This window comes from Cupriavidus sp. CER-90 (genome assembly GCF_057652055.1).
In genome coordinates this window covers 3,533,362-3,558,454 of record NZ_JBYGYM010000002.1, presented here as the reverse complement: position 1 = coordinate 3,558,454, position 25,093 = coordinate 3,533,362, and the positions used below count along the sequence as shown (strand labels likewise).

25 protein-coding genes are annotated in these 25,093 nt (G+C 67.3%); 17 read left to right on the top strand and 8 right to left on the bottom strand.

What is annotated here, in order from left to right; translation table 11 throughout:
- Positions 1 to 195 precede the first annotated feature (195 nt).
- From AC24R4_RS26730 to AC24R4_RS26715, 4 genes are all read left to right on the top strand, one after another.
- Positions 196 to 1,407 carry a DUF4382 domain-containing protein gene (locus tag AC24R4_RS26730; protein ID WP_487523885.1) on the top strand — a complete coding sequence of 404 codons (1,212 nt, stop codon included), beginning with the start codon at positions 196 to 198 and terminating at the stop codon, positions 1,405 to 1,407.
- Between the two features lie 28 nt (positions 1,408 to 1,435).
- Positions 1,436 to 1,597 carry a hypothetical protein gene (locus tag AC24R4_RS26725; RefSeq protein ID WP_487523995.1) on the top strand — a complete coding sequence of 54 codons (162 nt, stop codon included), beginning with the start codon at positions 1,436 to 1,438 and terminating at the stop codon, positions 1,595 to 1,597.
- A 377-nt stretch (positions 1,598 to 1,974) separates the two neighbouring features.
- A complete protein-coding gene (locus AC24R4_RS26720) occupies positions 1,975 to 2,568 on the top strand; it encodes a tetratricopeptide repeat protein (RefSeq protein ID WP_487523884.1) in 594 nt (197 codons plus the stop codon).
- 66 nt (positions 2,569 to 2,634) lie between these two features.
- Positions 2,635 to 3,462 (top strand): CsgG/HfaB family protein, encoded by an 828-nt coding sequence (locus AC24R4_RS26715; protein ID WP_487523883.1) that lies wholly within the window; start codon positions 2,635 to 2,637, stop codon positions 3,460 to 3,462.
- 64 nt (positions 3,463 to 3,526) lie between these two features.
- Here AC24R4_RS26715 and AC24R4_RS26710 read toward each other — a convergent pair whose 3' ends face one another.
- Positions 3,527 to 4,261, bottom strand: a complete 735-nt coding sequence (locus AC24R4_RS26710; protein ID WP_487523882.1) for an ABC transporter substrate-binding protein — start codon at positions 4,259 to 4,261, stop codon at positions 3,527 to 3,529.
- Positions 4,262 to 4,521: 260 nt separating this feature from the next.
- On the opposite strand from AC24R4_RS26710, the gene AC24R4_RS26705 reads away from it, so the two are divergent.
- On the top strand, positions 4,522 to 4,899 hold the full coding sequence (locus AC24R4_RS26705) for a hypothetical protein (RefSeq protein WP_487523881.1): 378 nt from the start codon (positions 4,522 to 4,524) through the stop codon (positions 4,897 to 4,899).
- On the opposite strand, the gene AC24R4_RS26700 is transcribed toward AC24R4_RS26705, so the two are convergent.
- Complete coding sequence (locus AC24R4_RS26700) at positions 4,893 to 5,480, bottom strand: histidine phosphatase family protein (RefSeq protein WP_487523880.1); 588 nt, start codon at positions 5,478 to 5,480, stop codon at positions 4,893 to 4,895. The genes AC24R4_RS26705 and AC24R4_RS26700 overlap by 7 nt on opposite strands.
- A gap of 252 nt (positions 5,481 to 5,732) precedes the next feature.
- On the opposite strand from AC24R4_RS26700, the gene AC24R4_RS26695 reads away from it, so the two are divergent.
- From AC24R4_RS26695 to AC24R4_RS26675, 5 genes are all read left to right on the top strand, one after another.
- The gene (locus AC24R4_RS26695) at positions 5,733 to 5,969 is read left to right on the top strand and encodes a CbtB domain-containing protein (protein WP_400396507.1); all 237 of its coding nucleotides are present in this window, start codon (positions 5,733 to 5,735) and stop codon (positions 5,967 to 5,969) included.
- 12 nt (positions 5,970 to 5,981) lie between these two features.
- Complete coding sequence (locus AC24R4_RS26690) at positions 5,982 to 6,719, top strand: CbtA family protein (RefSeq protein ID WP_400396504.1); 738 nt, start codon at positions 5,982 to 5,984, stop codon at positions 6,717 to 6,719.
- Between the two features lie 127 nt (positions 6,720 to 6,846).
- On the top strand, positions 6,847 to 7,602 hold the full coding sequence (ydfG, locus tag AC24R4_RS26685) for a bifunctional NADP-dependent 3-hydroxy acid dehydrogenase/3-hydroxypropionate dehydrogenase YdfG (RefSeq protein WP_153948318.1): 756 nt from the start codon (positions 6,847 to 6,849) through the stop codon (positions 7,600 to 7,602).
- Positions 7,603 to 7,720: 118 nt separating this feature from the next.
- The gene (locus tag AC24R4_RS26680) at positions 7,721 to 8,803 is read left to right on the top strand and encodes a catalase family peroxidase (protein WP_400397075.1); all 1,083 of its coding nucleotides are present in this window, start codon (positions 7,721 to 7,723) and stop codon (positions 8,801 to 8,803) included.
- Positions 8,804 to 8,815: 12 nt separating this feature from the next.
- Positions 8,816 to 9,367, top strand: a complete 552-nt coding sequence (locus tag AC24R4_RS26675) for a cytochrome b (RefSeq protein WP_400397078.1) — start codon at positions 8,816 to 8,818, stop codon at positions 9,365 to 9,367.
- Positions 9,368 to 9,403: 36 nt separating this feature from the next.
- On the opposite strand, the gene AC24R4_RS26670 is transcribed toward AC24R4_RS26675, so the two are convergent.
- Entirely contained in the window at positions 9,404 to 10,153 is a 750-nt protein-coding gene (locus tag AC24R4_RS26670) for a creatininase family protein (protein WP_153948321.1), read from the bottom strand.
- A 57-nt stretch (positions 10,154 to 10,210) separates the two neighbouring features.
- Positions 10,211 to 11,497, bottom strand: coding sequence for an MFS transporter (locus AC24R4_RS26665; RefSeq protein ID WP_400393927.1), 1,287 nt, complete (start codon positions 11,495 to 11,497; stop codon positions 10,211 to 10,213).
- A 163-nt stretch (positions 11,498 to 11,660) separates the two neighbouring features.
- Here AC24R4_RS26665 and AC24R4_RS26660 point away from each other — a divergent pair, with 163 nt between their 5' ends.
- Complete coding sequence (locus tag AC24R4_RS26660; protein ID WP_400393926.1) at positions 11,661 to 12,578, top strand: LysR family transcriptional regulator; 918 nt, start codon at positions 11,661 to 11,663, stop codon at positions 12,576 to 12,578.
- A 36-nt stretch (positions 12,579 to 12,614) separates the two neighbouring features.
- Here the strand turns inward: AC24R4_RS26660 and AC24R4_RS26655 are convergent, their stop codons facing one another.
- On the bottom strand, positions 12,615 to 15,743 hold the full coding sequence (locus AC24R4_RS26655) for an efflux RND transporter permease subunit (protein WP_400393924.1): 3,129 nt from the start codon (positions 15,741 to 15,743) through the stop codon (positions 12,615 to 12,617).
- A 408-nt stretch (positions 15,744 to 16,151) separates the two neighbouring features.
- Between AC24R4_RS26655 and AC24R4_RS26650 the strand changes: the two genes are divergently transcribed.
- Both AC24R4_RS26650 and AC24R4_RS26645 read left to right on the top strand, forming a co-directional pair.
- Positions 16,152 to 17,453, top strand: a complete 1,302-nt coding sequence (locus AC24R4_RS26650) for a dicarboxylate/amino acid:cation symporter (protein WP_400393922.1) — start codon at positions 16,152 to 16,154, stop codon at positions 17,451 to 17,453.
- A 4-nt stretch (positions 17,454 to 17,457) separates the two neighbouring features.
- The gene (locus tag AC24R4_RS26645) at positions 17,458 to 18,372 is read left to right on the top strand and encodes an amino acid ABC transporter substrate-binding protein (RefSeq protein WP_400393920.1); all 915 of its coding nucleotides are present in this window, start codon (positions 17,458 to 17,460) and stop codon (positions 18,370 to 18,372) included.
- Between the two features lie 12 nt (positions 18,373 to 18,384).
- Here AC24R4_RS26645 and AC24R4_RS26640 read toward each other — a convergent pair whose 3' ends face one another.
- From AC24R4_RS26640 to AC24R4_RS26630, 3 genes are read right to left on the bottom strand one after another with little or no spacing between them, the layout of a single operon-like run.
- Entirely contained in the window at positions 18,385 to 19,293 is a 909-nt protein-coding gene (locus tag AC24R4_RS26640; RefSeq protein ID WP_487523879.1) for a type II toxin-antitoxin system HipA family toxin, read from the bottom strand.
- A complete protein-coding gene (locus AC24R4_RS26635) occupies positions 19,217 to 19,480 on the bottom strand; it encodes a hypothetical protein (protein WP_487523878.1) in 264 nt (87 codons plus the stop codon). The genes AC24R4_RS26640 and AC24R4_RS26635 overlap by 77 nt, the downstream gene beginning before the upstream one ends.
- Positions 19,470 to 19,763 carry a helix-turn-helix domain-containing protein gene (locus AC24R4_RS26630; RefSeq protein ID WP_487523877.1) on the bottom strand — a complete coding sequence of 98 codons (294 nt, stop codon included), beginning with the start codon at positions 19,761 to 19,763 and terminating at the stop codon, positions 19,470 to 19,472. The genes AC24R4_RS26635 and AC24R4_RS26630 overlap by 11 nt, the downstream gene beginning before the upstream one ends.
- A gap of 352 nt (positions 19,764 to 20,115) precedes the next feature.
- Here AC24R4_RS26630 and AC24R4_RS26625 point away from each other — a divergent pair, with 352 nt between their 5' ends.
- The 4 genes from AC24R4_RS26625 to AC24R4_RS26610 are packed head-to-tail and all read left to right on the top strand — an operon-like array spanning position 20,116 to position 25,092.
- Positions 20,116 to 22,428, top strand: a complete 2,313-nt coding sequence (locus AC24R4_RS26625; protein ID WP_400396113.1) for an FdhF/YdeP family oxidoreductase — start codon at positions 20,116 to 20,118, stop codon at positions 22,426 to 22,428.
- A gap of 22 nt (positions 22,429 to 22,450) precedes the next feature.
- Positions 22,451 to 23,281 carry a formate dehydrogenase accessory sulfurtransferase FdhD gene (gene fdhD / locus AC24R4_RS26620; RefSeq protein ID WP_487523876.1) on the top strand — a complete coding sequence of 277 codons (831 nt, stop codon included), beginning with the start codon at positions 22,451 to 22,453 and terminating at the stop codon, positions 23,279 to 23,281.
- A 51-nt stretch (positions 23,282 to 23,332) separates the two neighbouring features.
- A complete protein-coding gene (locus AC24R4_RS26615) occupies positions 23,333 to 24,769 on the top strand; it encodes an aminotransferase-like domain-containing protein (RefSeq protein ID WP_400395501.1) in 1,437 nt (478 codons plus the stop codon).
- On the top strand, positions 24,766 to 25,092 hold the full coding sequence (locus AC24R4_RS26610; RefSeq protein WP_400395499.1) for an ArsR family transcriptional regulator: 327 nt from the start codon (positions 24,766 to 24,768) through the stop codon (positions 25,090 to 25,092). Before AC24R4_RS26615 ends, AC24R4_RS26610 begins: the two co-directional genes overlap by 4 nt.
- Position 25,093 lies beyond the last annotated feature (1 nt).

The following is a 25,093-nucleotide window of genomic DNA, read 5'->3' as shown; positions in this document are numbered from 1 at the left end:
GCGCGGCTCGCGCACGTGGATACGCATCACTGTAGGCGAGCCGGTCGGTGGCGAATGTGCTGTGGCCCACTTAGGGCCTGCGGGCGAGGCCAATCTGTTTCATTTTCGTTACGAATCGTTGCAAAAGCAGGCCCGCGCCCGGGGTGCGGCGATCCTATGCTTTGGGCACCACCGCGCCCTGAGGAGAGGCCTGTCATGACAATCAGAAGCCAGCAGCTCGATCTGCCCAAATTCCTGGCCCGTACCCTGGCCATATTGCCGACGCCGTTCCTGGTCGCCGCGTGCGGCGGCGGCGACGGCGGCAGCGACAACACGACGTCCACCAACGGCACGTTGCATGTGGCGATGACCGACGCCCCGGCCTGCGGCTTCGACCACGTCTTTGTCACGGTCAGCAAGGTGCGGGTCAACGCCAGCAATGCGGCCGGCGACAACGACAGCGGCTGGACGGATATCGCCCTTGCCACGCCGCAGCGGGTCGATCTGCTGTCCCTGAGAAACGGCGTGCTGTTCGACCTTGGGCGGGCGCCGCTGCCCGCCGGGCAGTACCAGCAGGTGCGGCTGGTGCTGAGCGCGAACCAGGGCAATGCGTTGGCCAATGCGGTGGTGGTGTCCGGCACGACGGCCGAACTGCCGCTGGGCACGCCCAGCGCCACGCAGAGCGGGTACAAGATCATCCAGCCGTTCACGGTGCCGGCCAACACGCTGGTCGACCTGATCCTGGACTTCAACGCCTGCAAGTCGATCGTCCAGCAGGGCAATGGCGGATACAGCCTGAAGCCTGTGGTCACGGCCACGCCGATGACCGTCAGCGGGTCGATTACCGGCTTTGTGGCGCCCGGGCAGGCAGGCGCCACCGTCTACGCGGAGCAGAACGGCAAGATCGTTCGCGGAACCGTGGCCGATGCCAGCGGAAAGTTCGTGCTGACGCCGCTGGTGCAGAGCAGCACGGGCGGCAACTATGACGTGGTCATCGTCGACAACAGGCTGCCGTCCGGCCATGCCACCGGCATTATCGGCGCGGTGCCGGTGACGGCCAGTGCCACGACGTCGGTCGCCACGGCCGGGTCGCCGATCACGCTGCCGGCTTCGACGACCAACACGGTGGCCGGCAAGGCCACGGCTTCGGCGCAGGCCGACGTGCGCGCGCTGCAGTCCATTGGCTCGGCGTCCTACGAGATAGCATCGACCAACGCCAACCTCGATACCGGTGCGTACTCGCTGGCCTTGCCGGCGGCGGCGCCGCTCGCCGGCACCTACAGCGCGACGCTGCCGATTGCGCTGTCGGCCGTGTCGTCGGCCGCCGGCCAGTACTCGGTGCAGGCCACCAGCTCGGGCGGGGCAACGCAGACCAGTCCTGTCAACGTGTTCAACGGCAGCCAGTCCGGCGTCAACTTCAATTTTTAAACCCGGTGACTGACAGGCTCAGTCGCCCATGCAAACCATGAAAACCATCCTCGTCATGCTTGTCACCAGCGCCACACTACTCGGTGGCTGCGCCTACTACGTGCCCGACAGCGGGCCGGCGGCCCGTCCGCAAGGGGGCCCCGGCAACGGATTCTGTCCGCCGGGCCAGGCGAAGAAAGGCAACTGCTGATCCGCGGCAAGTCCCGGATGCAACGGTGGGCCGGTCACCTGACTGGCCCTTTTTGTTGTGCCGCGCAGCAGCGTAGTGCAAACGAGAAGCGGCGGTCGCAGTGCAACCATACGTAAGCGCCGCTCGACCCGGCAGGGCGCGCGCGCCGGAGCGTTACCCGCATGGTGGGTAGACGGCCTGGCTACGTGTTCCCTGTGGACGCAAAAGCGAATGATTACTGTTGCGTATTGGGCACGCCCCGGCCGCCCCGGGACCGCGATTGGTACAAAGTATTGCAATCGCTACATGTACTATGGTTACAATCTAAACGTTTGCTTACAATGTGCTGTTGTAGCAAAACGAATAAAAACTAAACAAATCTTCGGGGTGGTCGTTTCATGCGTTTCTTTACTCCTTTGGTATTTACGGCAATTGTCGGCCTGGCCGCCTGTGCCCAGACGCCGGAATCGCAGCTGTCGCGGTCGCCCACCGTCCGCCTGTGCAACGGCAACGCCTGCGCCGAGCAGGACCGCCGTGTCGCCACTTTCACCCCGGCAGGCCCCACCGAATCGGACCGGCGCATGCAGGCGCTGGCGGAAAAGGCGGAAGGCAATCCGAACGCCGCCTACGACCTGGGACTGCGCCTGCTGCGCGGCGACGGCGTCGAGCGCAACACCTACCAGGCGCTGGAATGGATGCGCAAGGCCGGCGACAACGGCCACGTGCAGGCGCAACTGGCGCTGGGCCGCCTCTATCTGATGGGCTTCGAGGAAATGGGCGCCGACCCGGCCGAAGCCGAGGCGTGGCTGACCCGTGCCGCCTCCAAGGGCAACAAGGAAGCCGCGGCGCTGATTCCGCAGGCCCAGGCCGCCAAGAAGGATGAACAGGCCCTGTACCGGGTGCGCGAAGCCTATCGCACGTCTTGGTACGCGTGGTACAGCGGCTATCCGTATTACTGGGTCTGGGGCCCCTCCGGCTGGTACCAGCGTTAAGCGCCGGTCGCCATTTCTTCCCTTCCCGATTTTTCCTTTTACTTCCGTCAACAGGAACGCGATTTCATGTCCAAGACAATTTCTCTGCGCGCGGCCGCACTGGCAGCGTCGATGGTGCTGGCCGGCTGCGCCAACATGGGTGGTGGCTCGATCAGCACCGGCACGGCGCCTACGGCAGCCACCGGCGCAGCAGGCGGCGCAACCAGCGTGAACGCCAACCCGACGCTGGAGCGTTGCGACACGCCGCTGGGCACGCTGGCCGTTGACGATGGCCGTGGCAAGGAATGGTATGCCAGCTTTGGCGCCGCCACGAAGATCACGACCATCGAGCCGCTGATCCGCCTGGCCGTGCAGCAGTCGAACTGCTTCGTGATCACGTCGGTGGGCAACAACCGCACGGAAAGCAAGCTGTCGAACATCACCGACAAGCAGCGCAACTCGGGTGAATTCCGCGCCGGCTCGAAGCAGCAGAAGGGTCAGCGCGTGGCCGCCGACTACTTCATGGAGCCGGCCATCATCATCGACAACGACGCCACGGGCCAGCTTGCCGCCGGCGTGGGCAGCCTGTTCGGCGGCGTTGGCGCGCTGGTGGGCGGCGCCATGGCCAGCAAGGCTTCGGTCGTGACGCTGACCATGTTCGATATCCGCTCGGGCGTGCAGCTGTCGATCTCGGAAGGCAATGCCACGGCGACGAACTTCGGCGCGGCGATGGGCGCGTTCGGCGGCGGTGCGGCCGGCGGCCTGGGCGGTTTCTCGCGCACGCCGGAAGGCAAGGCCACCGTGGCCGCGTTCATGGACGCCTACAACAACATGGTGGTGTCGCTGCGCAACTACAAGGCACAGGAAGTCAAGGGCGGCCTGGGTCGCGGCGGCCAGCTGAAGGTCGGCTCGTAATCCTGCCGGCGCGGAAAGCCAGGGCCACGGCCCAGCTTTCCGCATCCCGCTCCTGGCGGCGGTTTCAGCCTTCCGCCGGGGCCACGTTGGCACCGTGGATGTTGTGCGTCTGCAAGGCGGCGGCCACCTGGCCAGACGCCTTCATCTCCTCGACGAATGTCGCCAGATAGGCCGCAGCGGCCTCGCCGCGCGACTTGTGCACGCCCATCGCCTGGCGGATCACCATGAACCGCTCCTCCAGCAGGCGCAGGCCCGTCATGCCGGCGGTGTCGGCCTCCAACTGCTGCTTCACGCCGGCGGCCACATCGAGCCGGTCTTCCAGGAAGGTCTTGACGACGGCCTGCGACGACGGGGCGCGCACGATTTCGGCGTGTTGCAGTTCGCGGGTCAGGTAAAGGTCATAGGCGCTGCCCTTGCCAACCACCACGCGCGTACCGGCACGGTCCACGTCGGCGTTGGCGCGTACCGGCGAATCGTCGCGCACCATGTAGTAGCCTTCGATCAGCACATACGGCGCCGTGAATGCAATGGTCGCGCCGCGCTTGGGGTCGATGGCGAAAAAGCCGATGTCGGCTTCCTGGTTCGACACCACGTCCACGGACTTGCCGGCCGTTTCCACCACCACCAGTTCCAGCTTCACGCCAAGCCGTTCGGCCAGCGCCGTGGCCAGGTCCACGGAGACGCCGCCGGCGCTGTTGCCATCCTTGCGATGCGCCAGCACAGGGTTGCCCAGATTGATCGATGCGCGCAGCACGCCGGTCGGCGCGAAGGCATCGAGAATGGCCTTGTCAGCAGTCATGTCGTTCCTCTCGGTCGTCGCTTTCGCCGGATGCGTCCGTGGTGTCGTGCGTCGGCACGTGGCCCGGGTGGATATACCGATAAGTGATGTTATAGGCGCAAAACCGGCCTTCGGAAGCGGGGGACGTCGTATGCATCGCGCGATATTGCATAGCCCTTGATAAAAACGCAATGAAGGTTGGCCTTCAGGCCAATGGAGTGCCGCCCGGGTGGGCAGTAGAGTGCATCGCATCAAAGGCGCCCAACGTGCGGGAGATATCGATGATCCGGCCCTTGCGCTTCACCATTCCGGCGTGTCTGGCTCCCGTGCTGCTGGCGGCGTGCAATACCGCGCCGATTCCACCCGGCAAGTCGGTATCCGTGCAGGCGGCGCTCGACAACATTACGCGCGACATGTGCGCGTTCCGCCAGAAGTTCGCGCAATCGCCACAGGGCGCCGCGATCGATAGCTATACCGTCGAACTGGTGCTGACCGTCGATGCCGAGCGGCAACCGCCGGTGGCCGTGGCGCCCGATATCGCGTTCATGCCGACCGTGACCTACGGCAACACGCTGATGATGGCCAAGGACAGCCGGCTGGTGGTGACCTTCCGCAATACCGACCAGGGCGGGGCGGCGAACTGTCCGCCGACTCAGTAACGCGGCACGTCGGGCTGGGCCACGACCGGCACGGCGACCGACGTCAGGCGCCACGCCACGCCATGGCCTGACAGCGTCGTGAGCGTCAGCGGCGCGATATCGATCTGCATGGCGGCCCGCGCCGGCGCGCCCAGTGCCTGCGCGACGACGGCCCGGATCACGCTGGCGTGGGTCACGGCCAGCGTATGGCCAGGGGCGCGGCGCGACAGCCACAGGCCGGCACGTTCGTAGACACCGGCCAGCGATTCGCCACCGTGCGCGTGCATGTCCGGATCGGATAGCCACGCCGCCAGCGCCTCGGGCTCGGCGGCGCCGATAGCCTTGAGCGGCTGGCCGCGCCAGCGGCCGTAGTCCACTTCCCGCAGCGCGTCTTCCGCCGTCACGGCCAGGCCCAGGGCCCGCACCGTGTCGCGGGCACAGGCCATCGGGCTGCACAGCACGTGGTCAGGCGCCCCCAGCTTGCCTGCCCAGCGGGCGATCGGCACGGCGGCGCCTTCCTCCAGCGCGTCGTCGGCCGGAAAGCGTCCGGCGCGCAGGGCGGCCGTGGCGGGTACGCAGAGCAGGGTGAGGCGGCGGGTCATGTTGGCTGGCAAAGGACTGGCTGATGCGGATGGCTGACGGCTGATGCGCAAGGGCGACGGTGATTAGGTGGATCGGCAGCCCCTCGACTAGAATGCACGGATTCCGAAGAGAGGAAGCCGGTGAGATGCCGGCACGGTCGCGCCACTGTATCCCGGGCTGCCGCGTTTGATCGCGGGGGTGCCGGCAAGTCAGACCTTCTCCTCGGGCACAACCATCCGTCTCGGGACGCGTCATCCTCAAGGAGAATCCTCATGCACGCAAGCGCCACTCTTGCGCCGGCCATCGCGCCGACCCTCGCGCCGACCATCGCGCCGGTCACGATCCCTGTTCGCGAACTGCTGCCCTGGGCCATCTTCGGCGGCATGCTGCTGCTCCTGGCCATCTATTTCGTGGGCGTGGAAGAGGGCGCCGCCGCCATCTTCAACACCATGTACGTGCATGAGTTCGTGCACGACGGCCGCCATCTGCTTGGCTTTCCCTGCCACTGACAAGGCCCCCTCATGGTGAGACGTCTGCTGGTCCGCGGCATGGTCGCGGGCTTTCTGGCCAGCCTGCTGGCCTTTGCGTTCGCGCGCGTGGTGGGTGAGCCGCAGGTTGAGGCGGCCATCGCTTTCGAGGAACAGGCGACCCACGCGATGGGGGGCAGCCATGCGCACGAGATGCCGGAACTGGTCAGCCGCGACACGCAGTCGGGCATCGGCCTGTTTGTCGGGCTGGGCGTGTTCGGCGCCGCGCTGGGCGGCCTGTTCGCGCTGGTCTTCGCGTTTGTCCACGGTCGTCTGGGCGCCCTGGGCGTGCGGGCCACGTCGGGCCTGCTGGCGCTGCTGGGCTATATCGCAATCGTGCTGGTGCCATTCTTCAAGTACCCGCCGAATCCGCCGGCCATCGGCGATCCGTCCACCATCGGCCTGCGCACGGCGCTGTTCTTCACGATGATCGGCGTGTCGTTGGCGGCCATGGTGGTGTCGGTGGTGGCGGCACGCCGGCTGGGCGCGCATCGCGACGGCTGGACGGTGAGCGTTGCGGCCGGCGCGATCTTCGTGGTCCTGGCCACGCTGGCGCATGCGCTGCTGCCGGGCATCGACGAGGTGCCTGCGCATTTCCCGGCCACGCTGCTCTGGCAGTACCGCGTGGCGGCGTTCGGCATCCAGGCGGTGCTGTGGGCGGCGCTGGGGCTGTTGTTCGCCCGTCTGGCCGATCCGGTCATGGCGCCGGGCCGCCGCGCGTCGCGCGCGTAAGGTCGGCCCCGCCCCCCGGTCATCCTGCCGCGCGCCGCGTAATATCGATCTGCATCCGCTGACACGCGGGTTTGCGGCCAACGGTGTAGTATCCGGGGCCCAACCTGATTCAAGCTGGAGAGCCAACATGATCGTATTCGTCACCGGAGCCACTGCCGGATTCGGCGCCGCCATCGCCCGCCGCTTCGTCAACGCCGGCCATCGCGTCGTCGCCGCCGGCCGCCGTGAAGACCGGCTGCAGGCCCTTGTCGACGAACTGGGTCGCGACAACGTGCTGCCGCTGGTGCTGGACGTGCGCGACCGTGATGCCGTATTCGCCGCCGTGGCAGGCCTGCCGGCCGACTATGCCCAGATCGACCTGCTGGTGAACAACGCCGGCCTGGCCCTGGGCCTGGAGCCCGCGCACCGGGCCGACCTGGACCAGTGGGAAACGATGATCGACACCAACGTCACGGGCCTGGTGACCATGACCCGCGCGGTGCTGCCGGGCATGGTCGAGCGCAACCGTGGCCACGTGATCAATATCGGCTCGGTGGCCGGTGCCTATTCGTACCCGGGCGGCAATGTCTACGGCGCCACCAAGGCCTTCGTGCACCAGTTCTCGCTGAACCTGCGTGCCGACCTGACCGGCACCCGCGTGCGTGTGACCGATGTGGCCCCGGGGCTGGTCGGCGGCACGGAATTCTCGAATGTGCGCTTCAGCGGCGACCAGTCGCGCGTGGACAAGGTCTACGAAGGCGCCGACGCGCTGACCCCCGAGGATATCGCCGAGACCGTGTTCTGGGCCGCCACGCTGCCGGCGCGCGTCAATATCAACTACCTCGAAGTGATGCCGGTGACACAGTCGTTCAGCGCCCTGTCGATTACCCGCGAGAAACCGTAAGCGGTTTCGGATTCGCCCGGCTTTGTCAGGCTGCCGGGCGATTTTTTTTCGGGCGGGGGGAATAGCCGCCTGGTGTTGCGCGTATACCGGATGAGTTCTCACACATCGGGAGTACGCATTGACCGACAACACCCCCCCATCACCATCGCGCACGCGCATCTGCGTGCCTTGCCGCCTCGGCGCCATCGGCGCCGTGGTGCTCGTCCTGGCCGGCGGCTTCGCCTATACCGGCGGGTGGATCGCGCCGCACCGGCTGTCCTCCCAGGCCATCGTCAACCAGTTCCAGCGCAACGACGGCGTGCACGAAGGGTTTCGGCGCAATCACGCCAAGGGCGTGTGCGTCGAAGGCTATTTCGAGAGCACGGGCGCGGCCGCGCAGTTGTCTAAGGCCGGCGTGTTTGCCCAGGGCCGCACGCCCGTGGTCGGGCGCCTGGCCATTCCGGGCGGCAATCCGCAGGCGCCCGACGGCAGCGTGCCGATCCGCAGCTTCGCGCTGATGTTCAAGCAGGCGGACGGCCAGCAGTGGCGTACCGGCATGAATTCGGTGCCGCTGTTCCCGGTGCATACGCCGGAGCAGTTCTATGGGCTGCTGCAGGCCAGCCAGCCCGATCCGGCCACGCACAAGCCCGATCCCGCCCGCATCAAGGCCTTTGCCGAAGCCAATCCGGCACTGGGCGCGTTCCAGGGCTGGGTCAAGCGCCATCCGCCGTCGTCGAGCTTCGCCAATGGCGCCTACTACAGCGTCAACGCGTTCTATCTGGTCGATGCGGCCGGCAAGCGGCAGGCCGTGCGCTGGTCGGTGCAGCCCGAGCTGCCTTATGCACCGGTCGCCGACGCCGCGAAGGGCGAGGCATCGTTCCTGGCCGCCGACCTCACGCAGAAACTGGCCGCCGGCCCGCTGCGCTGGCGCCTGATGCTGACGCTGGGCGCGCCCGGCGACCCGACCGACGACGCCACACAGGCCTGGCCCGATGACCGCCGGCAGGTGGACGCCGGCACGCTCGTGATCGAGCGCGCCAGTTCGCAGGCCGATGGCGGCGTTTGCCGCGACGTCAATTTCGATCCCACCGTGCTGCCGTCGGGCATCGCCGCGTCGAACGACCCGCTGCTGGCGGCGCGCTCGGCGGCCTATGCGGTGTCCTACCAGCGCCGCACCCGCGAGGAAGCCCTCGACGCGCACGGACAGCAGGCATCCCGATAAAAGGAACCAGGCATGAAGGCTACGCATACACAATTCAGCGGCTTGCAGAAGCTGTTGCACTGGCTGATGGCCGTGCTGATCCTGTCGATGCTGTTTGTCGGGGTCGGGATGGTCTTTACCGTTTCGCGCGCGCACGACACGCTGGTGGCGCTGCACCGGCCGCTGGGCATCGCCTTGCTGCTGCTGGTGATCGTCCGCCTGGCGGTGCGCCTGCGGCGTGGCGCGCCGCCGCTGCCGGACAGCATTCCCGCCGCGCAGCGCGTCATCGCCAAGGCATCGCACTACGTGCTCTACGCGCTGATGCTGGCCATGCCGCTGATCGGCTGGGCCATGCTGTCGGCCGGCGGCTATCCGGTGACGATGGCCGGCGGCTTCCACCTGCCGCCGATCCTGCCGGCCAACGTGACGCTGTTCGCGTGGCTGCGGACCTTGCACACGTGGCTGGGGCTGACGCTGTTCGCGGTGGTGCTGCTGCACCTGGCCGCCGCGCTGCTGCATGCGCTGGTGCTGCGCGACGGCGTGTTCCAGGCCATGGCGCCGGGCGGACGCCGGCAGTATCGATGATCGGGCTGTCGGCTTCCAACGCCGCCGGTGATCCCATCAACCCGGCACGGCTTCGTCCCCGAACGCCGCCAGCTCCTTGACCAGGCTGCTGGCGGCCAGCGCCACCAGGGCGCGGCCTTTTTCCGGCGTGGCCTGGTTCGGGTCCGAACCCATGCGGCCGTCAGGGAAGCGGGCGCGGAAGTCCAGCGCCTCGCGGATCGGCCCGGACGGCGCGATGCGCGGCGAGTAGTCGGCGTGCTTGATCGCATGCGCGTACGCGTACTGCGTGACGGCGATCTCCGACGGCGTCGCGTGCGCGCCGTGGCCGGTCGGGAACATCTGCCTGGCCAGTTCGTTCACGCCTTCCAGGTCCCACCAGTTGGTGAGCTTCATCGCAAAGCCGGCACGGCGCCCGGCGAAGCTGGACTCGGCATAGATCTCGGAAAACGCGGCTTCCACCGACGCGATATTGCCGCCATGGCCGTTCAGGAACAGGATTTTCTCGAAGCCGTGGCGGGCCAGCGAGCGGGTCCAGTCCACGATGGCCGCAATGAACGTCGTCGGGCGCAGCGAGATGGTGCCGGCAAAGCCCAGATGATGCTGGGCCATGCCGATGTTGAAGGTGGGCGCCACCAGGATATCGGCCTGCTGCTCGGCCGCGCGGCAGATGATCTCCGGGCACATCCAGTCGGTGCCCAGCAGGCCGGTGGGTCCGTGCTGCTCGTTGGAGCCGATCGGGATGACGATGGTCCGGCTGCGCTTCAGGTATTGCTCGATTTCAGACCAGGTGGACAGGTACAGCAGCATGATTGACTCCTTGTCGTACGTGGGGTGTGGCGGGGATGGGTTCGGATTGGATGGGGCTCAGTGCCGTGCGGGCAGCCGGTTGGCCAGGATGATCAGCGCCGCGGCGAGCGGCATGGCGGCGATGATCAGCACGCCCGGATGCAGGCTGCCGCTGGCCGACTTGGCCCAGCCGATGATGGCGGGGCCCCAGAAGCCGCCGGACAGCCCGATGGTGTTGATCAGCGCGATGCCGCCGGCCGCCGCCGGCCCCTTGATGTATTCGGACGGCATGGCCCAGAACACCGTGTAGGTCATCCACAGCGTGGTGGTGCCCAGCGTCAGCAGTGCGATGGTGGCCGCCAGGTTGCCGTCGGCCAGGGTCGAGCCGGCCAGCAGCGCGGCGCCGGCCAGCGCCGGCACGGCGGCGTGGTAGCGGCGCTCGCGCTTGCGGTCCGAGCGGCGCCCCATGTAGAGCATGCCGATGGCACCGCCCACATAGGGCAGGGCCGTGTACCAGCCCAGCCGCACGGTGTCGTTGACGCCCTGTGCCTTGATCAGCGTCGGCAGCCAGAAGCTCAGCGCATAGATGGCGGCGATCACGCAGAAGTACGCGAACGCCAGCACATAGACCCGGGGGTCGCGCGCCACGGCGCCAAACGCGTGCTTGTGCGCGGCGGGCACGGCCAGTTCCTGTTCGAGCAGGCGCTTTTCGTCGGCGGTGAGCCAGTTCGCGTCGGCGGGCCGATCGGGCACCAGCTTCCAGGCCAGCACGCCCAGCACCAGGCAGGGCAGGCCCTCGACCAGGAACATCCATTGCCAGCCGGCCAGCCCGGCATGGCCAGCCAGCGCGGTCATCAGCCATGCCGACAGCGGACCGCCGACGATGCCGCCGATCGGACCGGCCAGGAACACGATGGCGATGGCGCGTGCCATGCGCTGCGGGCCGTACCAGCACGACAGGTAATAGATCATGCCCGGCGCGAAGCCCGCTTCGAACACGCCAAGCAGGAAGCGCATGGCGTAGAACGTGGGCACGTCGCGCACGAATAGCAGGCAGGCCGACGTGATGCCCCAGAGCACCAGGATGCGGCTGAACGTCTTGCGCGCGCCGATGCGCGGCAGCATCAGGTTGCTCGGGATCTCGAACAGCACGTAGCCGATGAAGAAGATGCCGGCGCCCACGCCGTAGGCGGCATCGGAAAAGCCCAGGTCGCCCTGCATCTGGAGCTTGGCAAAGCCGACGTTGACGCGGTCCAGATACGCAAACAGGTAGCAGACCAGCAGGAACGGCAGCAGCCGCAGGTTGATCTTCTGGTACAGCGCGGCGGTGCCGTCTACGGCGGCGGGGTTCGACATCACTAACATTTGCCAGTCTCCAGAGCGTTGTGATGGTTGTGGGATTGGCTTCGATAGTGGCAGCCGCGTAGACTGACACCAACAGCAACAAAGTTCACACTTCGTTCTTCTGAAGGCAACGCAGGGGCGCTTCGCGCACTGAAAGTGGCGTTTGGATAACAAAAGGCAAGCGATGCGCGAAATCAATCAGCAGCGGCTGCGTTATTTCCGGGAAGTGCTGGCGCACGGCACGATCCGGGGCGCGGCCGAGAGCCTCAATACGTCGCCGTCGGTCATCACGCGCCAGATCCGGCTGCTGGAAGAGGAACTGGGCACCACGCTATTCGAGCGGCAGGCGCGCGGCGTGCGGCCCACCGAGGCGGCCGCGCATCTGCTGGAGTTCTGGCGCGGCTACCGCTCGCACCAGGAAAAGCTTGAGGACCAGCTCCATGCGCTGATGGGGCTGCAGCAGGGCATGGTGCAGATCGTGCTGAGCGAGGGCTATGTCGATGCGCTGGTCAACGAGGTGGTGGCGCCGTTCTGCGCGCAGTACCCGATGGTCGATATCCGCATGGAGATCCTGCCCGTGGACGACGTGCTCAACGAGGTGGCCGAAAGCCGCGCCCATATCGGCCTGGCCTACAACCCGCCGCTGCACCCGCGCATCGAATACCGGGCCAGCTCGGCGCAGCCCATCGTGCTGCTGACGCGTCACGACCACCCGCTGGCACTGCGGGGCGGGCCGGTTACCATCCACGACGTGATGGACTATCCGCTGGCGCTGATGCCCGAGTCCTACGGCATCGGGCACGCGGCCAGGATGCTGGAATTCGCCGAGAACATCCGCATCCGGCCCACGCTGGTCACCAATTCGCTGTCGGCGCTCAAGCAGTTCGTGGCCTGCGACGATTTCGTGACGCTGATCGGCCAGTTCGCCGCCTACCGCGAGGTGGCCGCCGGCAGCCTGGCCACCGTGCCGATCGACCATCCGCTGTTCCGGGGCACGCAGGCCCGGTTGCTGGTCAAGGCCGGGCGCCCGTTGCCGGCGGCGGCGCTGGAGGTGCTGGCCTATATCCAGCAGCGCATGGGCATCTTCGCCGCGGGGAGCTGAACGGGGCCGCCGAAACGCTGGCCAGCCCGCGGGGCGTCAGGCGCCGGCGGTGTCCGACGTCGGCGCGGCCGTCGCCTTTCTGGCCGCCGACCATCGCGCAATCCACGCATAGAGCAGCGGAATCACCAGCGTGCCCAGCAGCGTGGCGCCCAGCATGCCGCCCAGCACGCCGGTGCCGACCGCGCGCTGCGCGCCGGCGCCAGGCCCGGTGCTGATGGCCAGCGGCACCACGCCCAGGATAAACGCCAGCGACGTCATGACCACGGGCCGCAGCCGCTGACGGGCCGCCTGGGTCGCGGCCTGCACGCGCTCCATGCCGCCGCGCCGCAACTGCTCGGCGTACTCCACCACCAGGATCGCGTTCTTGGCCGCCAGCCCCATGATGACGACCACGCCCACCTTGAAGTAGACGTCGTTGGGCAGCCCGCGCAGCCAGACGGCGGCGGCCGCGCCCATCAGGCCGGTGGGCACGATGGCCAGCACGGCCAGCGGCAGCGTCCAGCTTTCATAGAGCGCCACCAGGCACAGGAAGATGAACAGCAGCGACAGCGCGAACAGCCACGGCGCCTGCGTGCCGCTTTGCTGCTGCTCGAACGCGCGGCCGTTCCAGCGTACCTCGTAGTCGGCGCCCAGTTCCCGGACCATGGTTTCGAGTCTGGCCATCGCCGCGCCGGTGCTGACGCCGGGTGCCGTATCGGCGTTGATCCGCACCGATGTCAGGCCGTTGTAGCGTTCCAGCGTCGATTCGCTGTTGCCCCATTCCAGCGTGGCGAAGGCGCCCAGCGACACCATCTGGCCGCTGGCGTTGCGCACGTGCACGCGCGCCAGGTGGGACGCCTGCATGCGGAATGGCGCATCGGCCTGCAGGATCACCCGGCGTACGCGGCCCTCGCGGGCCAGTTCGTCGATATAGCGCGAGCCGATCGTGGCCGACAGCGCGTGGTGGATCGCCTCGGCGTCCACGCCGAAGCTCTCGGCCTTGCGATAGTCGATGGCCAGGTCCAGCGCCGGCGTGGGCTGGCCGGCGGTGGCGCGCACCTCGGCAAACAGCGGATCGGTCTTGGCGCGCGCGATCAGCTTGTCGCGGGCGGCGTAAAGGTCCTGCCGGCCGCCTTCGCGGCGCGTCACCAGGCGCATGTCGAGGCCGCTGGTGCTGCCCAGTTCGGGCAGGGCGGTGCCGTTGTACGGATAGAGCTGGGCTTCGCCCCGGCCGGGCCATGCTTCCAGGCCCTTGCTCAGGCGCGCCAGCACCACGTCGGCCGCATTGGCGCGGCCACGCTGCTGCCAGTCGTCGAGCGACAGGAACACGCTCGCGCGCTGTTCGCCGGAGCCGCCGTTGTTCCAGCCCAGCAGCGAGAACGTGGTCTTGATCGGGAATTTCTGCTGTGTCATCCACTGTTCCAGCCGCGCGATGGTCTCGCGCGTCTGGGCCTGGGTGCTGCCCGGCGGCAGTTCCACGTCGATCACCAGCTCGCCGGTGTCTTCCTCGGGCAGGAAGCCGCCCGGCAGCTGCCAGAGCAGCAGCGCGCAGGCCGCCGTCATGGCCAGGTAGACCGCCAGCCAGCGCAGGCGCCGTTGCTGCAGCCGGTGGATCCAGCCGGCATAGCGCGTGGTGAAGGCGGCGAAGCGGGCCTCGAACCAGGCCAGCGGGCCGCGCGCGGGGGCGGCGCCGTGGCGCAGCAGCGTGGCGCACATGGCGGGCGCCAGCGTCAGCGCAAAGAACAGCGAGAACGCGATCGAGATGGCCAGCGTCATGGCGAAATGGCGATAGATCACGCCCACGGCGCTGTCCATGAACGTCATCGGCACGAACACGGCGCACAGCACCAGCGTGACGGCCAGCAGCGCGCCCGAGACCTCGCGCATCGAGCGCGACGCGGCCGTGAAGGCATCCACGCCGTCCTCGCGCATGATGCGCTCGACGTTTTCCACGACCACGATGGCGTCATCCACCAGGATGCCGATGGCCAGCACCACGCCAAACAGCGTGATCACGTTCAGCGACAGCCCGAACGCCTGCAGGCAGGCCACCGTGCCCAGCAGCGACACCGGCACCACGACGCACGGGATCAGCGTGGCGCGCAGGTTGCCCAGGAACAGCCACAGGATCAGGAACACCAGCACCGTGGCCTCGCCCAGCGTCACCAGCACGCGCGTGATCGAGTTCTGCACGAAGTGGGCGGTGTCATAGGAGATGTCGTACGCCACGCCGGCCGGAAAGCCCCGCGCGGCCTCGTCCAGCGCCGCGCGCACGGTGCGCGAGGTGGCCAGCACGTTGGCGCCGTCGGCCAGTTTGAGGCCCATCGATGCGGCCTCGCGGCCATTGAGCGACGAGGTGTAGCGGAAGTCGGCGGCGGCCATTTCCACGCGCGCCACGTCGCGCAGCAGCACCGCCGAGCCGTCCCTGGCTGGCCGCAGCACGATGCGTTCGAACGATTCCGCGTTGGCCAGCGGCGCGGGGGGGCGCACGATGGCCTGGAACGGTTGCCCGGGCGCGGCGGGCGCGCCGCCAAGCTGGCCGGGCGTGACGCTGCCGTTACGGGCGCGGATGGCGGTCTCGACATCGGCCGTGGTCAAGCCGTAGGCGTGCAGCTGGTCGGGATTGAACCAGACACGCAGCGCGTATTCGGCGCTGTACGGTTCCACCTTGCCGATGCCGGGCAGGCGACGCAGCATGGGCAGCACCGTGCCCGCCGCATAGTCGGCCAGCGCGGTTTCCGACATCGTGCCGGTCTTCGAGATCAGCGACACGTACATGAACGGGCTGGCGCTGGCCTGGTCGACGTAGACGCCGCTGCGGCGCACCACCTCGGGCAGCAGCGGCTCGGCCTGCGCCACCCGGTTGCGCACGTTGACCTGCGCCAGTTGCGGATCGGTGCCCTGTTTGAACCCGATGGTGACCGTGGCCGTGCCGGCCTCGCTGTTCGAGTCGATGTAGAGCAGCCCCGGAATGCCGTGCATCTGCTGCTCCAGCACGGCCGTCACGCGGTCTTCCACGGTGCGCGCGGTGGCACCGGGGTAGTCGGCGTACAGGATCACCATGGGCGGGGCCACCGCCGGGTATTGCGCCACCGGGATGCGGTTCAGCGCGACCAGGCCCGCGACCATGGTCAGGATGGCCAGCACCCACGCGAACGCGGGGCGGCGGAGGAAGAAATGCGCCATAGATGACGAACGACTGCTAACACCGTGCATCGCGCCCGGCCATGCGGCGGCGCGCCGAGACTCGGCGGGGGTTGGGTGGTATCGCAATATCTGCCGCCGCTGGGCGGATGGGGGCCGGGCGGTCGGTGGGCCGGTGAGGCCCGGGGGCACGGTCAGCGCGGCCCGATGGCTCAGGTCGGGCGGCGCAGCGCGCGCTTTTGGGTATGACGCTCCGGCCGCATCGGGCCGGTGGCGAGTGTGGCGAATTATAAACATCGCCCTGTGTTGGTGCAATCAAAGGAAATGCGATGCGCAGGCAGGCGGCGGCATGGGCTGTTTCTGGATTTGCCCATGGCACACCCGCGACCTATCGTTACAGGTGCAGACCTCGGCGCAGGACTTCCATACGGCCGCCCCCAAGGAGACGTCATGAGCAAGAAGTCAAATATCACGACCTGGATCCTGATTGCGATGATCCTGGGCGCAGTGGTTGGCTATGCCTGCAACACGGCGTTCCCCGATCCGAAGGTGGCCAAGGATATCGCCGGGTATATCTCGATCATCACCGACGTCTTCCTGCGGCTGATCAAGATGATCATCGCGCCACTGGTCTTTTCCACGCTGGTGATCGGTATCGCGCACATGGGCGATGCCAGCACCGTGGGGCGCGTCGGGGTCAAGGCGCTGGGGTGGTTCATCACCGCGTCGCTGGTATCGCTGACGCTGGGCCTGATCATGGCCACGCTGCTGCATCCGGGCGTGAACATCGGCCTGCCGCTGCCGGACGTGGGTGCCGCCACCAACCTGAAAACCAACGCGTTCACGCTCAAGGATTTCGTGGCCCACCTGGTGCCCAAATCGGTGGCCGAGGCCATGGCCAACAACGAGATCCTGCAGATCGTGGTGTTTTCGATCTTCTTCGGCACGGCGATTGCCACGCTGGGCGAGCGCGGTGCGCGCATGGCCGCCGTGATCGAGGATCTGGCGCAGATCATGCTGAAGATCACCGGCGCGGTGATGTGGCTGGCCCCGGTCGCGGTGTTCGCGGCGATCGCATCAACGGTCACCACGCAGGGGCTTGGCATCCTGATCACGTTTGCCAAGTTCATGGGCAGCTTCTACCTGGCGCTGTTCGTGCTCTGGGGGCTGCTGACGCTGGCCGGCTTTGTGTTCCTGGGCAGGCGCGTATTCGAACTGGTGCGGCTGATCCGCGAGCCGTTCCTGCTGTCGTTCTCGACGGCCAGTTCCGAGGCCGCCTATCCGAAGCTGCTCGACTCGCTCGACCGGTTCGGCGTGAATCGCAAAATCTCCAGTTTTGTGCTGCCGCTGGGCTATTCGTTCAATCTGGACGGCTCGATGATGTACTGCACGTTCGCGGTGCTGTTCATTGCCCAGGCCTATGACATCCACCTGCCGATGGGCACGCAGATCACCATGCTGCTGTTGCTGATGCTGACCTCGAAGGGCATGGCCGGCGTGCCGCGCGCGTCCCTGGTGGTGATCGCGGCGACGCTGAACCAGTTCGGCATCCCCGAGGCCGGGCTGCTGCTGATCATGGGCGTGGACCAGTTCCTGGACATGGGCCGCTCGGCCACCAACGCCGTGGGCAATTCGATTGCGGCGGCCGTGGTGGCCAAGTGGGAAGGGCAACTGGCCAGCGGGCCGGTGCCCGAGACCGAAAAGGACATACCGGGAGAGGAGCCCCGCACGCCCGGCACGGCGGAGGCCTGACACCATGCGCGCCCCTGTCTGGAAGGTGGCGGTAAGCAGCCTCGCCGCCCTGGTGCTGCTGGGCTGCGGCGCGATGGCCGCCCACGCGCAGGATGCCGTGGCGCTGTCCGGCACGCTGAAGAAGGCCAGGGACACCGGCGTGCTGACCATCGGCTACCGGGAATCGTCGCTGCCGTTCTCGTATCTGAATCAGGCAAAGCGGCCGATCGGCTATTCGATCGATATCTGCCAGGCCATTGTCGAGGCCGCCGCCGCCGAGATCAGCCGCAACCTGACCGTGCAATGGGTGCCGGTGACGTCCGAAAATCGCTTCGATGCCATCACGTCGGGCAAGGCCGACCTGGAGTGCGGATCGACCACGCGCAATGCCGAACGCATGCGCACGGTGGCGTTCTCGCCGGTCATCTTCGTGGCTGGCACCAAGCTGATGGTGCCGCGCAATTCCCCGGTGAAGACGTTCCGCGACCTCAAGGGCAAGACCGTGGTGGCCACGGCCGGCACCACCAACGCCAGCGCCATCGAGGATCTGTCCACGCGCTTTAACCTGGGCATCAAGCTGATCCGCGCCCGCGACCACGCCGATGCCTTCGAGGTGATGCGCCACGGCGGCGCCGACGCCTACGCCGGCGACGATGTGCTGCTGTACGGCTTCCTGGCCCACTACAACGCCGGCAAGCAGTTCATCGTGACCAGCGAATTCCTGTCCTACGACCCCTACGGCATCATGCTGCGCCGGGGCGACCCGCAGTTCGCCGCCGTGGTCGACAAGGCCGTGCGCGACCTGATTACGTCGGGCGAGCTGGGCCGCCTCTACAAGCAGTGGTTCCTGAACCGGCTACCCACCGGCGAGCGCCTGGGCATCCCGATGAGCGCCCAGCTCGAGGACATCATCGACGCCACGCCGCAGCAGCCGGAGTAGGGGTAGTGGGCGTTAGAGGGCGTCTGGCAGGGGGGCGAAGCAGCCGGCCCATTCGTCGAGATCCCGTTCGGACAGCCCTTCGTCGCGCAGCACCTGTTTCCACTGCGACTGCACCGTGGACTCGATGTCGGCCACGATCTGCCGCGCCTGTGCATGGCTCAGCCCGAACACCGCGCAATCGCTAACGATGTTCTCGCGCGTGCCCACGAAGCCATGCTGGCCGATCGCGAGCGCATGCTCTTTCCGGTGCGTGGCATGTTGTCTCGGCACCATGTCGTAGGCCGGGGACAGCGCGTAAAGGCCTGGTGTGTCGGCAGCGAGGAAACCATGGTTGCGTTCGTGGTCGTCCGTGTTCGAGATGCAGCAGTTGAACACCATCCGTCGAAACAGCTCCAGTTGATCGGCGGACGGGTCTTCGCAGATCCGGGTTGCCTCACGCGCCAGGCGCGTGTAGCTGCCCGAGAAGCTGAACGCCTGCACCGCGACGTTGGCGTGGAACACGGTCTGGGCGCTCAGAAATGCGTCCCGCCGCCAACCGGTGCCGTCGGCGCTGCGTGCGCGATCGAATCGCTCGACCAGCAACACGTCACCGGCCATGACTTCGGCATTGGCCGAACGAATCCCGCACCGGCTGGCCAGGACCAGCATGGCGCGTTCGATGCGGGCGATGGGCGCGCCACGATCTGCCTGGGCCGGGAATTTGGCGATCCATTGCCGGCCGGCGTCGGCAATGGTGATCTTGGGACGGGCGCCACCGAGGTTTGTATTCGGACGCAGCAGGCCCTGCAGCAGTGGATCAACCGGGCGACGGCCGGAGAGACCGTGCAGCACGGCACGCGCGGGCTCAGTCGTCGGGCATTGCGTCGCGCAGCGGGCCGAAGAACCCTTCCAGCGCGCTGGTTTCGTACTGGCGGTCTGCAAGGCGAAGCTGGATGGGATCGAGCGCGAGCGCGTCGGGGTTGTTCAGGTAGGACTTGCCATAGACAAACTCGCCCAGATAGCGCGGCGTGGCACCGCCCCCGGGCAGCCTGGTGTGGCGGAAGCGGCCAGACAGTGTGGGTGAGGTATCCCCTGGAAGCCAGCTCCAGACCCAGATGTCAGAAGTCATTGTCGAGCTCCCGTCTCAGGCGCACCCGACGTTCGCCCGGGCGGTATTCGAGCGTGGCACCTTCCCGGTCCACAACGCTGTCCGCCAGCAGGTCGATCTCTCCGTCGAGTCCCATTACCCACAGTGCCCGCGCATACGCGCCAATCGTCGTGTCGGGGTTGCCGCGTTCGATGGCCTCGATGGTGGACCGCGACAGCTGGGTGCGCGCCGCGAGGTCGATCTGACGGAATTTGCGGCGCAGCCGGGCATCCCGGATGCGGGCGCCGAGCGATGCGAGCCGCATTTCGAGTTCCGGCGGCAGCGGAGCGGAGGATGAGCGTGGCATAAGCAGCAGTATTGGCCATAACGCTTGCTATAACAAGCATATCCCTAGGATGTAGTTGATAACGCACATGTCCTGTGCGGCACAACTGATGAGAATCCGGCGTGGATGCCCCCCATCCATGCAAAACCGATAAGCACAGTTCCGCGTTTGTGCACTGCGATGTCGCAAACTGTACTCTTCCGGCGGTACCTGTTCTGTACGTCCCTCGCGTCACATTCCGGGCCTAGTCTGCAAGCATCGCAGCGAGCGCCCGGACATCACACGGAAAACCGGGCCGGGCACTCGGGCCATTGTTCTGGAAGTCGCCCCCATGAGTACTCCCACGCCCGAAAAGGGGCATATCGCCCCCTATACGCACCCGGCCGCCGGCTGGGGTGCGCTCAAGCAGGTCGCCATCAATCTGGTCAAGGAAAAAGTTGCCGGCGGCAAATACCGGACGCTGTTCAAGCAGAACCAGCCGGACGGGTTCGACTGCCCGGGCTGCGCCTGGCCTGACCGCCAGCACGCGTCCACGTTCGAGTTTTGCGAGAACGGCGTCAAGGCCGTGGCCGCCGAGGCGACCAGCAAGCGCGTGACCAACGCGTTTTTCGCGCAGTACACGGTCACCGAACTGATGCAGCAGTCGGACTACGAGCTGGAACAGCACGGCCGCCTGACCCATCCGGTGCGCTACGACGCCGCCACCGACAAGTACGTGCCGGTGGCGTGGGATGACGCGTTCCGCCTGATCGCCGATCACCTGCGCCGCCTGGACACCCCCGACGCCGCCACGTTCTACACCTCGGGCCGCGCCAGCAACGAAGCCGCGTTCCTGTTCCAGCTGTTCGTGCGCATGTACGGCACCAACAACTTCCCGGACTGCTCGAACATGTGCCACGAGGCCACCAGCCGGGGCCTGCCGGTGACGGTGGGCGTGGGCAAGGCCACGGTGCTGCTCGACGACTTCCAGCTGGCCGACACGATCATGGTGTGGGGCCAGAACCCGGCCACCAACCATCCGCGCATGCTCAACGAACTGCGCGATGCGTCCCGGCGCGGCGCGAAGATCGTGTCGATCAACCCGCTCAAGGAGCGTGGCCTGGAGCGTTTTGTCAGCCCGCAGCATGTGACGGAAATGCTCGGCGGCAGCGGCACGCAGATCGCGTCGATGTTCGTGCGGCCCAGGCTGGCCGGCGACTTCGCGCTGCTCAAGGGCATCGGCAAGCGCGTGATCGAGCTTGACGACGCGGCCGTGGCCACGGGCGGCAAGCGCGTGGTCGATATCGCCTTCGTCAACGAACATACGGCCGGCTACGAGGCATTCGCCGCCGACCTGCGCGCCGAAAGCTGGGCCGACATCGTGGCCGAATCGGGCGTGACGCGCGAGGATATCGACGCGCTGGCCGACGTCTACGTCAACAGCGAGCGCACCATCATGTGCTGGGGCATGGGCCTCACGCAGCACAAGGAAAGCGTGCGCACGATCCAGCTGCTGTCCAACGTGATGATGCTGCGCGGCAATATCGGCCGGCCCGGGGCGGGCCTGATGCCGGTGCGCGGCCATTCGAACGTGCAGGGCGACCGCACGATGGGCATCGAGGAACAGCCCGACGACGCCTTCCTGGACCGCCTGGGCGCCACGTTCGGCTTCGAGCCGCCGCGCCACCATGGCCAGGATGTGGTGGCCGCCATCAACGCGATGCTCGAAGGCAAGGTCAAGGTGTTCGTGGGCCTGGGCGGCAATTTCTCGATCGCCACCCCGGACACCCCGCGTACCTGGCAGGCGCTGCGCCAGTGCGACCTGACCGTCAATATCGCCACCAAGCTGAATCGCAGCCACCTGGTGATCGGGCGCGATGCGCTGCTGCTGCCGACGCTGGGCCGCACCGAGGTGGACGAGCAGGGCGGCGTGCCGCAGGGCGTGACCGTGGAAGACTCGGTCTGCATGGTGCATATCTCGTATGGCATGAACAAGCCGGCGTCGCCGCACCTGCTGTCGGAAACCATGATCGTGGCGAAGATGGCCGACGCCACGCTGGGGTCGAACAAGGTGGACTGGCTGTGGTTCGCGCAGGATTACGCACGCATCCGCGACGCCATCGAAAAGGTGATTCCGGGCTTCGAGCGTTACAACGAGCGTGTGGCGCAGCCGGGCGGCTTCCACCTGACGCCGGCCTCGCGCAACCGCGTGTGGCGCACGGCCTCGGGCAAGGCCGAATTCCTGGTGCACGCGATCGACCGCGACACGCCGATCAAGCGTGCCCGGGCCAGGTACGGCGACGACTTGCTGGTCATGATGACCACGCGCTCGCACGACCAGTACAACACCACGATCTATGGCCTGGACGACCGCTATCGCGGCGTGTTCGGCCTGCGCCGCGTGGTGTTCATCAACCGGGCCGATCGCGAGCGGCTGGGGTTTGCAGAGGGCGAACGCGTCAATATCACCAGTGTCTGGGAAGACGACGTGACGCGCCACGTGCAAGACTTCCTGCTCGTCGACTACGACATTCCGGCCGGCTGCCTGGGCGCCTACTATCCGGAGACGAATCCGCTGGTGCCGCTGGAAAGCATCGGCGACCGGTCGGGTACGCCGACGTCGAAGTCGATTCCGGTGCTGCTGCAGCGCGCCGGCCAGGGCTGAAGTTCACCGCAGGGGGAAGTACATGGCCGAACGCGGCTACATCGCGCGCGAGATCCGCCGCCACCAGGGCGATGCCGTCGCGCTGGAGATCGACAACGTGGCCGAGGAAGTGCCGGTCGCGCTGGTCTACAACGACATCTCGCACGCGGTGATGATGGCCACGCCGCTGGACCTGGAGGCGTTCGCGGTCGGCTTCTCGCTGACCGAGGGCATCGTCGACAGCGTGCGCGAGATCTACGACGTCGAGGTGCAGCCCGGCTGCGATGGCATCGAGGTCCGCCTGCGGATCAGCCAGCGCGCCTTCATGGCCATGAAGGCACGGCGCCGCACGCTGGCCGGCCGTACCGGCTGCGGCGTCTGCGGCATCGAGAGCCTGGCCTTGCTCGACCTGGTGCCCGAGCCGCTGGCGGCAGTGCGCACCATCGCGCCGACGGCGGCCATGATCCGGCACGCGGCCGATGCGCTGCGTGCCCGCCAGCAGCTGATGGCGGCCACCGGCGGCGTTCACGCCGCGGCGTGGTGCGCGCCCGATGGCCAGTTGCGTGCCGTGTTCGAGGACGTGGGGCGCCACAACGCGCTGGACAAGCTGATCGGCCATCTGGCCCGGGCGCACGAAACCTTCGGCGACGGGTTCGTGTTCCTGTCCAGCCGGGCCAGCTACGAACTGGTGCGCAAGGCCGCCCGCATGCAGATTCCGATGCTGGCGACGATCTCGGCGCCGACCTCGCTGGCCATCCGCATCGCGGAACAGGCCGGCGTGCGGCTGCTGAGCTTTTGCCGCCAGGATGGCTTCGTCGAATACACTTCGCCTGAATCCGTATTAGCATCCGATTCGCCGGTGACCGCAGGCTGACGCCTGGGTTGTCCGGCGTCCCCCGGACCCTCCAGTAAAGGCGAAGACCCGTTGGCAACCGCAACCCTGTACGAAAAGCTCGCGGCCGATATCGAGGCCCTGGTGCAGCAGGGCGTGCTGCTGCCCGGCGAAAAGATCCCGTCAGTGCGCCAGGCGGCCCAGCACCACCGGCTGAGCATCACCACGGTCATCCGCGCCTATCTGCTGCTGGAATCGCGCGGCATCCTGGAAAGCCGGCCCCAATCGGGCTACTTTGTGCGCGCCCGGCCCGGCGAGCCGGCCATCGACCTGCAGCCCTCGCGCCCGGCCGCGCGGCCGTCGGCGGTCGATGTCAGCGCGCTGGTGCTGTCCACGCTGCGCTCGATCCGCGCCGACGACGCCGTGCCGCTGGGCTCGCCATACCCAGATCCGAAGCTGTATCCGTGGCAGCGCATCATCCAGTACGCCAACGCCATCGGCAAACGCTATGACACCTGGAGCGTGCTCGATGACCTGCCGCCGGGGTCGCCCGAGCTGATCCGGCAGATCACGCGCCGCTACCTGGAAAACGGCTACACGGTCGATCCGAACGAGGTTGTCGTGACGATTGGCGCGACCGAGGCCATCAACCTGTGCCTGCAGGCCGTGGCCAGGCCGGGCGACACGATCGCCGTGGAGTCGCCCACCTACTACGCGATGCTGCACGCCATCGAACGGCTGGGCATGCGCGCCGTGGAGGTGGCCACCGATCCCGTGGAAGGCATCGACGTGCAGGCGCTGGCCCGGCTGATCGACGAGCGGCCCGTGGCCGCCTGCATGGTCATGCCGAACTTCCAGAATCCGCTGGGCTTCCAGATGTCCGACGCGCGCAAGCAGGCGCTGGTGGCCCTGCTCACCGAGCGCGACATCCCGGTCATCGAGAACGACGTCTATGGCGAGCTGTACTACGGCGACGCCCATCCAACTTCGCTGAAATCCTATGACACGGCCGGCATCGTGCTGCACTGCTCGTCGTTCTCGAAGACGCTGACCAACGCCTACCGCATCGGCTGGGCCCTGCCCGGGCGTTACAGGGAGAAGGTGGAGCGGCTCAAGTTCCTGAACACGCTGACCACCTCGACGATTCCGCAGCTGGCCATCGCCGAGTTCCTGCGCCGCGATGGCTACGACTATCACCTGCGCCGCGTGCGCAAGGCCTACGTCCAGCAGGCCAACATCATGGCGGCCGCCGTGCGGCGCTTTTTCCCGGCGGGCACGCGCGTGTCGCGCCCGGCCGGCGGCTATGTGCTGTGGGTGGAACTGCCCGAAGAGGTGGACGCCATGGCGCTGTACCACGCCGCGCTGGAGCGGCGCATCACGGTCGCGCCGGGGCATATCTTCTCGCCCGTGCCCACCTACACCAACTGCATCCGCCTGAACTACAGCGGCGCGTGGTCGGAGGACATGGAATCCGCCGTGATCACGCTGGGCAAGCTCGTGGCGACATTACAAGACAGGGAGACGACATGACCAACGATGCAGCGGACGACATGCCGGAAGGCGAGGACGATGCCCTGGACCCCGTGGTGGGGGCGATCCTCAAGACGCTGTGGGACCACGGCCAGCGCGGGGCGGACAAGGATCTGTCCCTGGCCCGGCTGAGCAAGCGCGCCAGCGTGCAGATGAGCGTACTGCGGCGCGTGCTGACCCAGCTGGGCGACGCCGAGCTGGTCGACACGGTCATCGAGGAAGACGGGCGCGGCACGGCACGGCTGACCGACGAAGGCCAGGCGGTGTGCGCGCAGCTGTTTGGCGAGCCGGAGGGGGGCGACGCGGCGCCGGTGCTGCATTGAA

Bases quoted from the DNA above. Each gene is read 5' to 3' on its own strand.
- AC24R4_RS26730 (WP_487523885.1), top strand. From the start codon at position 196: ATGACAATCAGAAGCCAGCAGCTCGATCTGCCCAAATTCCTGGCCCGT.
- AC24R4_RS26660 (WP_400393926.1), top strand. From the start codon at position 11,661: ATGCGCGAAATCAATCAGCAGCGGCTGCGTTATTTCCGGGAAGTGCTG.
- AC24R4_RS26710 (WP_487523882.1), bottom strand. From the start codon at position 4,261: ATGACTGCTGACAAGGCCATTCTCGATGCCTTCGCGCCGACCGGCGTG.
- AC24R4_RS26645 (WP_400393920.1), top strand. From the start codon at position 17,458: ATGCGCGCCCCTGTCTGGAAGGTGGCGGTAAGCAGCCTCGCCGCCCTG.
- AC24R4_RS26725 (WP_487523995.1), top strand. From the start codon at position 1,436: ATGCAAACCATGAAAACCATCCTCGTCATGCTTGTCACCAGCGCCACA.
- AC24R4_RS26630 (WP_487523877.1), bottom strand. From the start codon at position 19,763: ATGCGGCTCGCATCGCTCGGCGCCCGCATCCGGGATGCCCGGCTGCGC.
- AC24R4_RS26635 (WP_487523878.1), bottom strand. From the start codon at position 19,480: ATGACTTCTGACATCTGGGTCTGGAGCTGGCTTCCAGGGGATACCTCA.
- AC24R4_RS26625 (WP_400396113.1), top strand. From the start codon at position 20,116: ATGAGTACTCCCACGCCCGAAAAGGGGCATATCGCCCCCTATACGCAC.
- AC24R4_RS26690 (WP_400396504.1), top strand. From the start codon at position 5,982: ATGGTGAGACGTCTGCTGGTCCGCGGCATGGTCGCGGGCTTTCTGGCC.
- AC24R4_RS26700 (WP_487523880.1), bottom strand. From the start codon at position 5,480: ATGACCCGCCGCCTCACCCTGCTCTGCGTACCCGCCACGGCCGCCCTG.
- AC24R4_RS26670 (WP_153948321.1), bottom strand. From the start codon at position 10,153: ATGCTGCTGTACCTGTCCACCTGGTCTGAAATCGAGCAATACCTGAAG.
- AC24R4_RS26650 (WP_400393922.1), top strand. From the start codon at position 16,152: ATGAGCAAGAAGTCAAATATCACGACCTGGATCCTGATTGCGATGATC.
- ydfG (WP_153948318.1), top strand. From the start codon at position 6,847: ATGATCGTATTCGTCACCGGAGCCACTGCCGGATTCGGCGCCGCCATC.
- AC24R4_RS26675 (WP_400397078.1), top strand. From the start codon at position 8,816: ATGAAGGCTACGCATACACAATTCAGCGGCTTGCAGAAGCTGTTGCAC.
- AC24R4_RS26655 (WP_400393924.1), bottom strand. From the start codon at position 15,743: ATGGCGCATTTCTTCCTCCGCCGCCCCGCGTTCGCGTGGGTGCTGGCC.
- AC24R4_RS26665 (WP_400393927.1), bottom strand. From the start codon at position 11,497: ATGTTAGTGATGTCGAACCCCGCCGCCGTAGACGGCACCGCCGCGCTG.
- AC24R4_RS26720 (WP_487523884.1), top strand. From the start codon at position 1,975: ATGCGTTTCTTTACTCCTTTGGTATTTACGGCAATTGTCGGCCTGGCC.
- AC24R4_RS26705 (WP_487523881.1), top strand. From the start codon at position 4,522: ATGATCCGGCCCTTGCGCTTCACCATTCCGGCGTGTCTGGCTCCCGTG.
- fdhD (WP_487523876.1), top strand. From the start codon at position 22,451: ATGGCCGAACGCGGCTACATCGCGCGCGAGATCCGCCGCCACCAGGGC.
- AC24R4_RS26610 (WP_400395499.1), top strand. From the start codon at position 24,766: ATGACCAACGATGCAGCGGACGACATGCCGGAAGGCGAGGACGATGCC.
- AC24R4_RS26695 (WP_400396507.1), top strand. From the start codon at position 5,733: ATGCACGCAAGCGCCACTCTTGCGCCGGCCATCGCGCCGACCCTCGCG.
- AC24R4_RS26715 (WP_487523883.1), top strand. From the start codon at position 2,635: ATGTCCAAGACAATTTCTCTGCGCGCGGCCGCACTGGCAGCGTCGATG.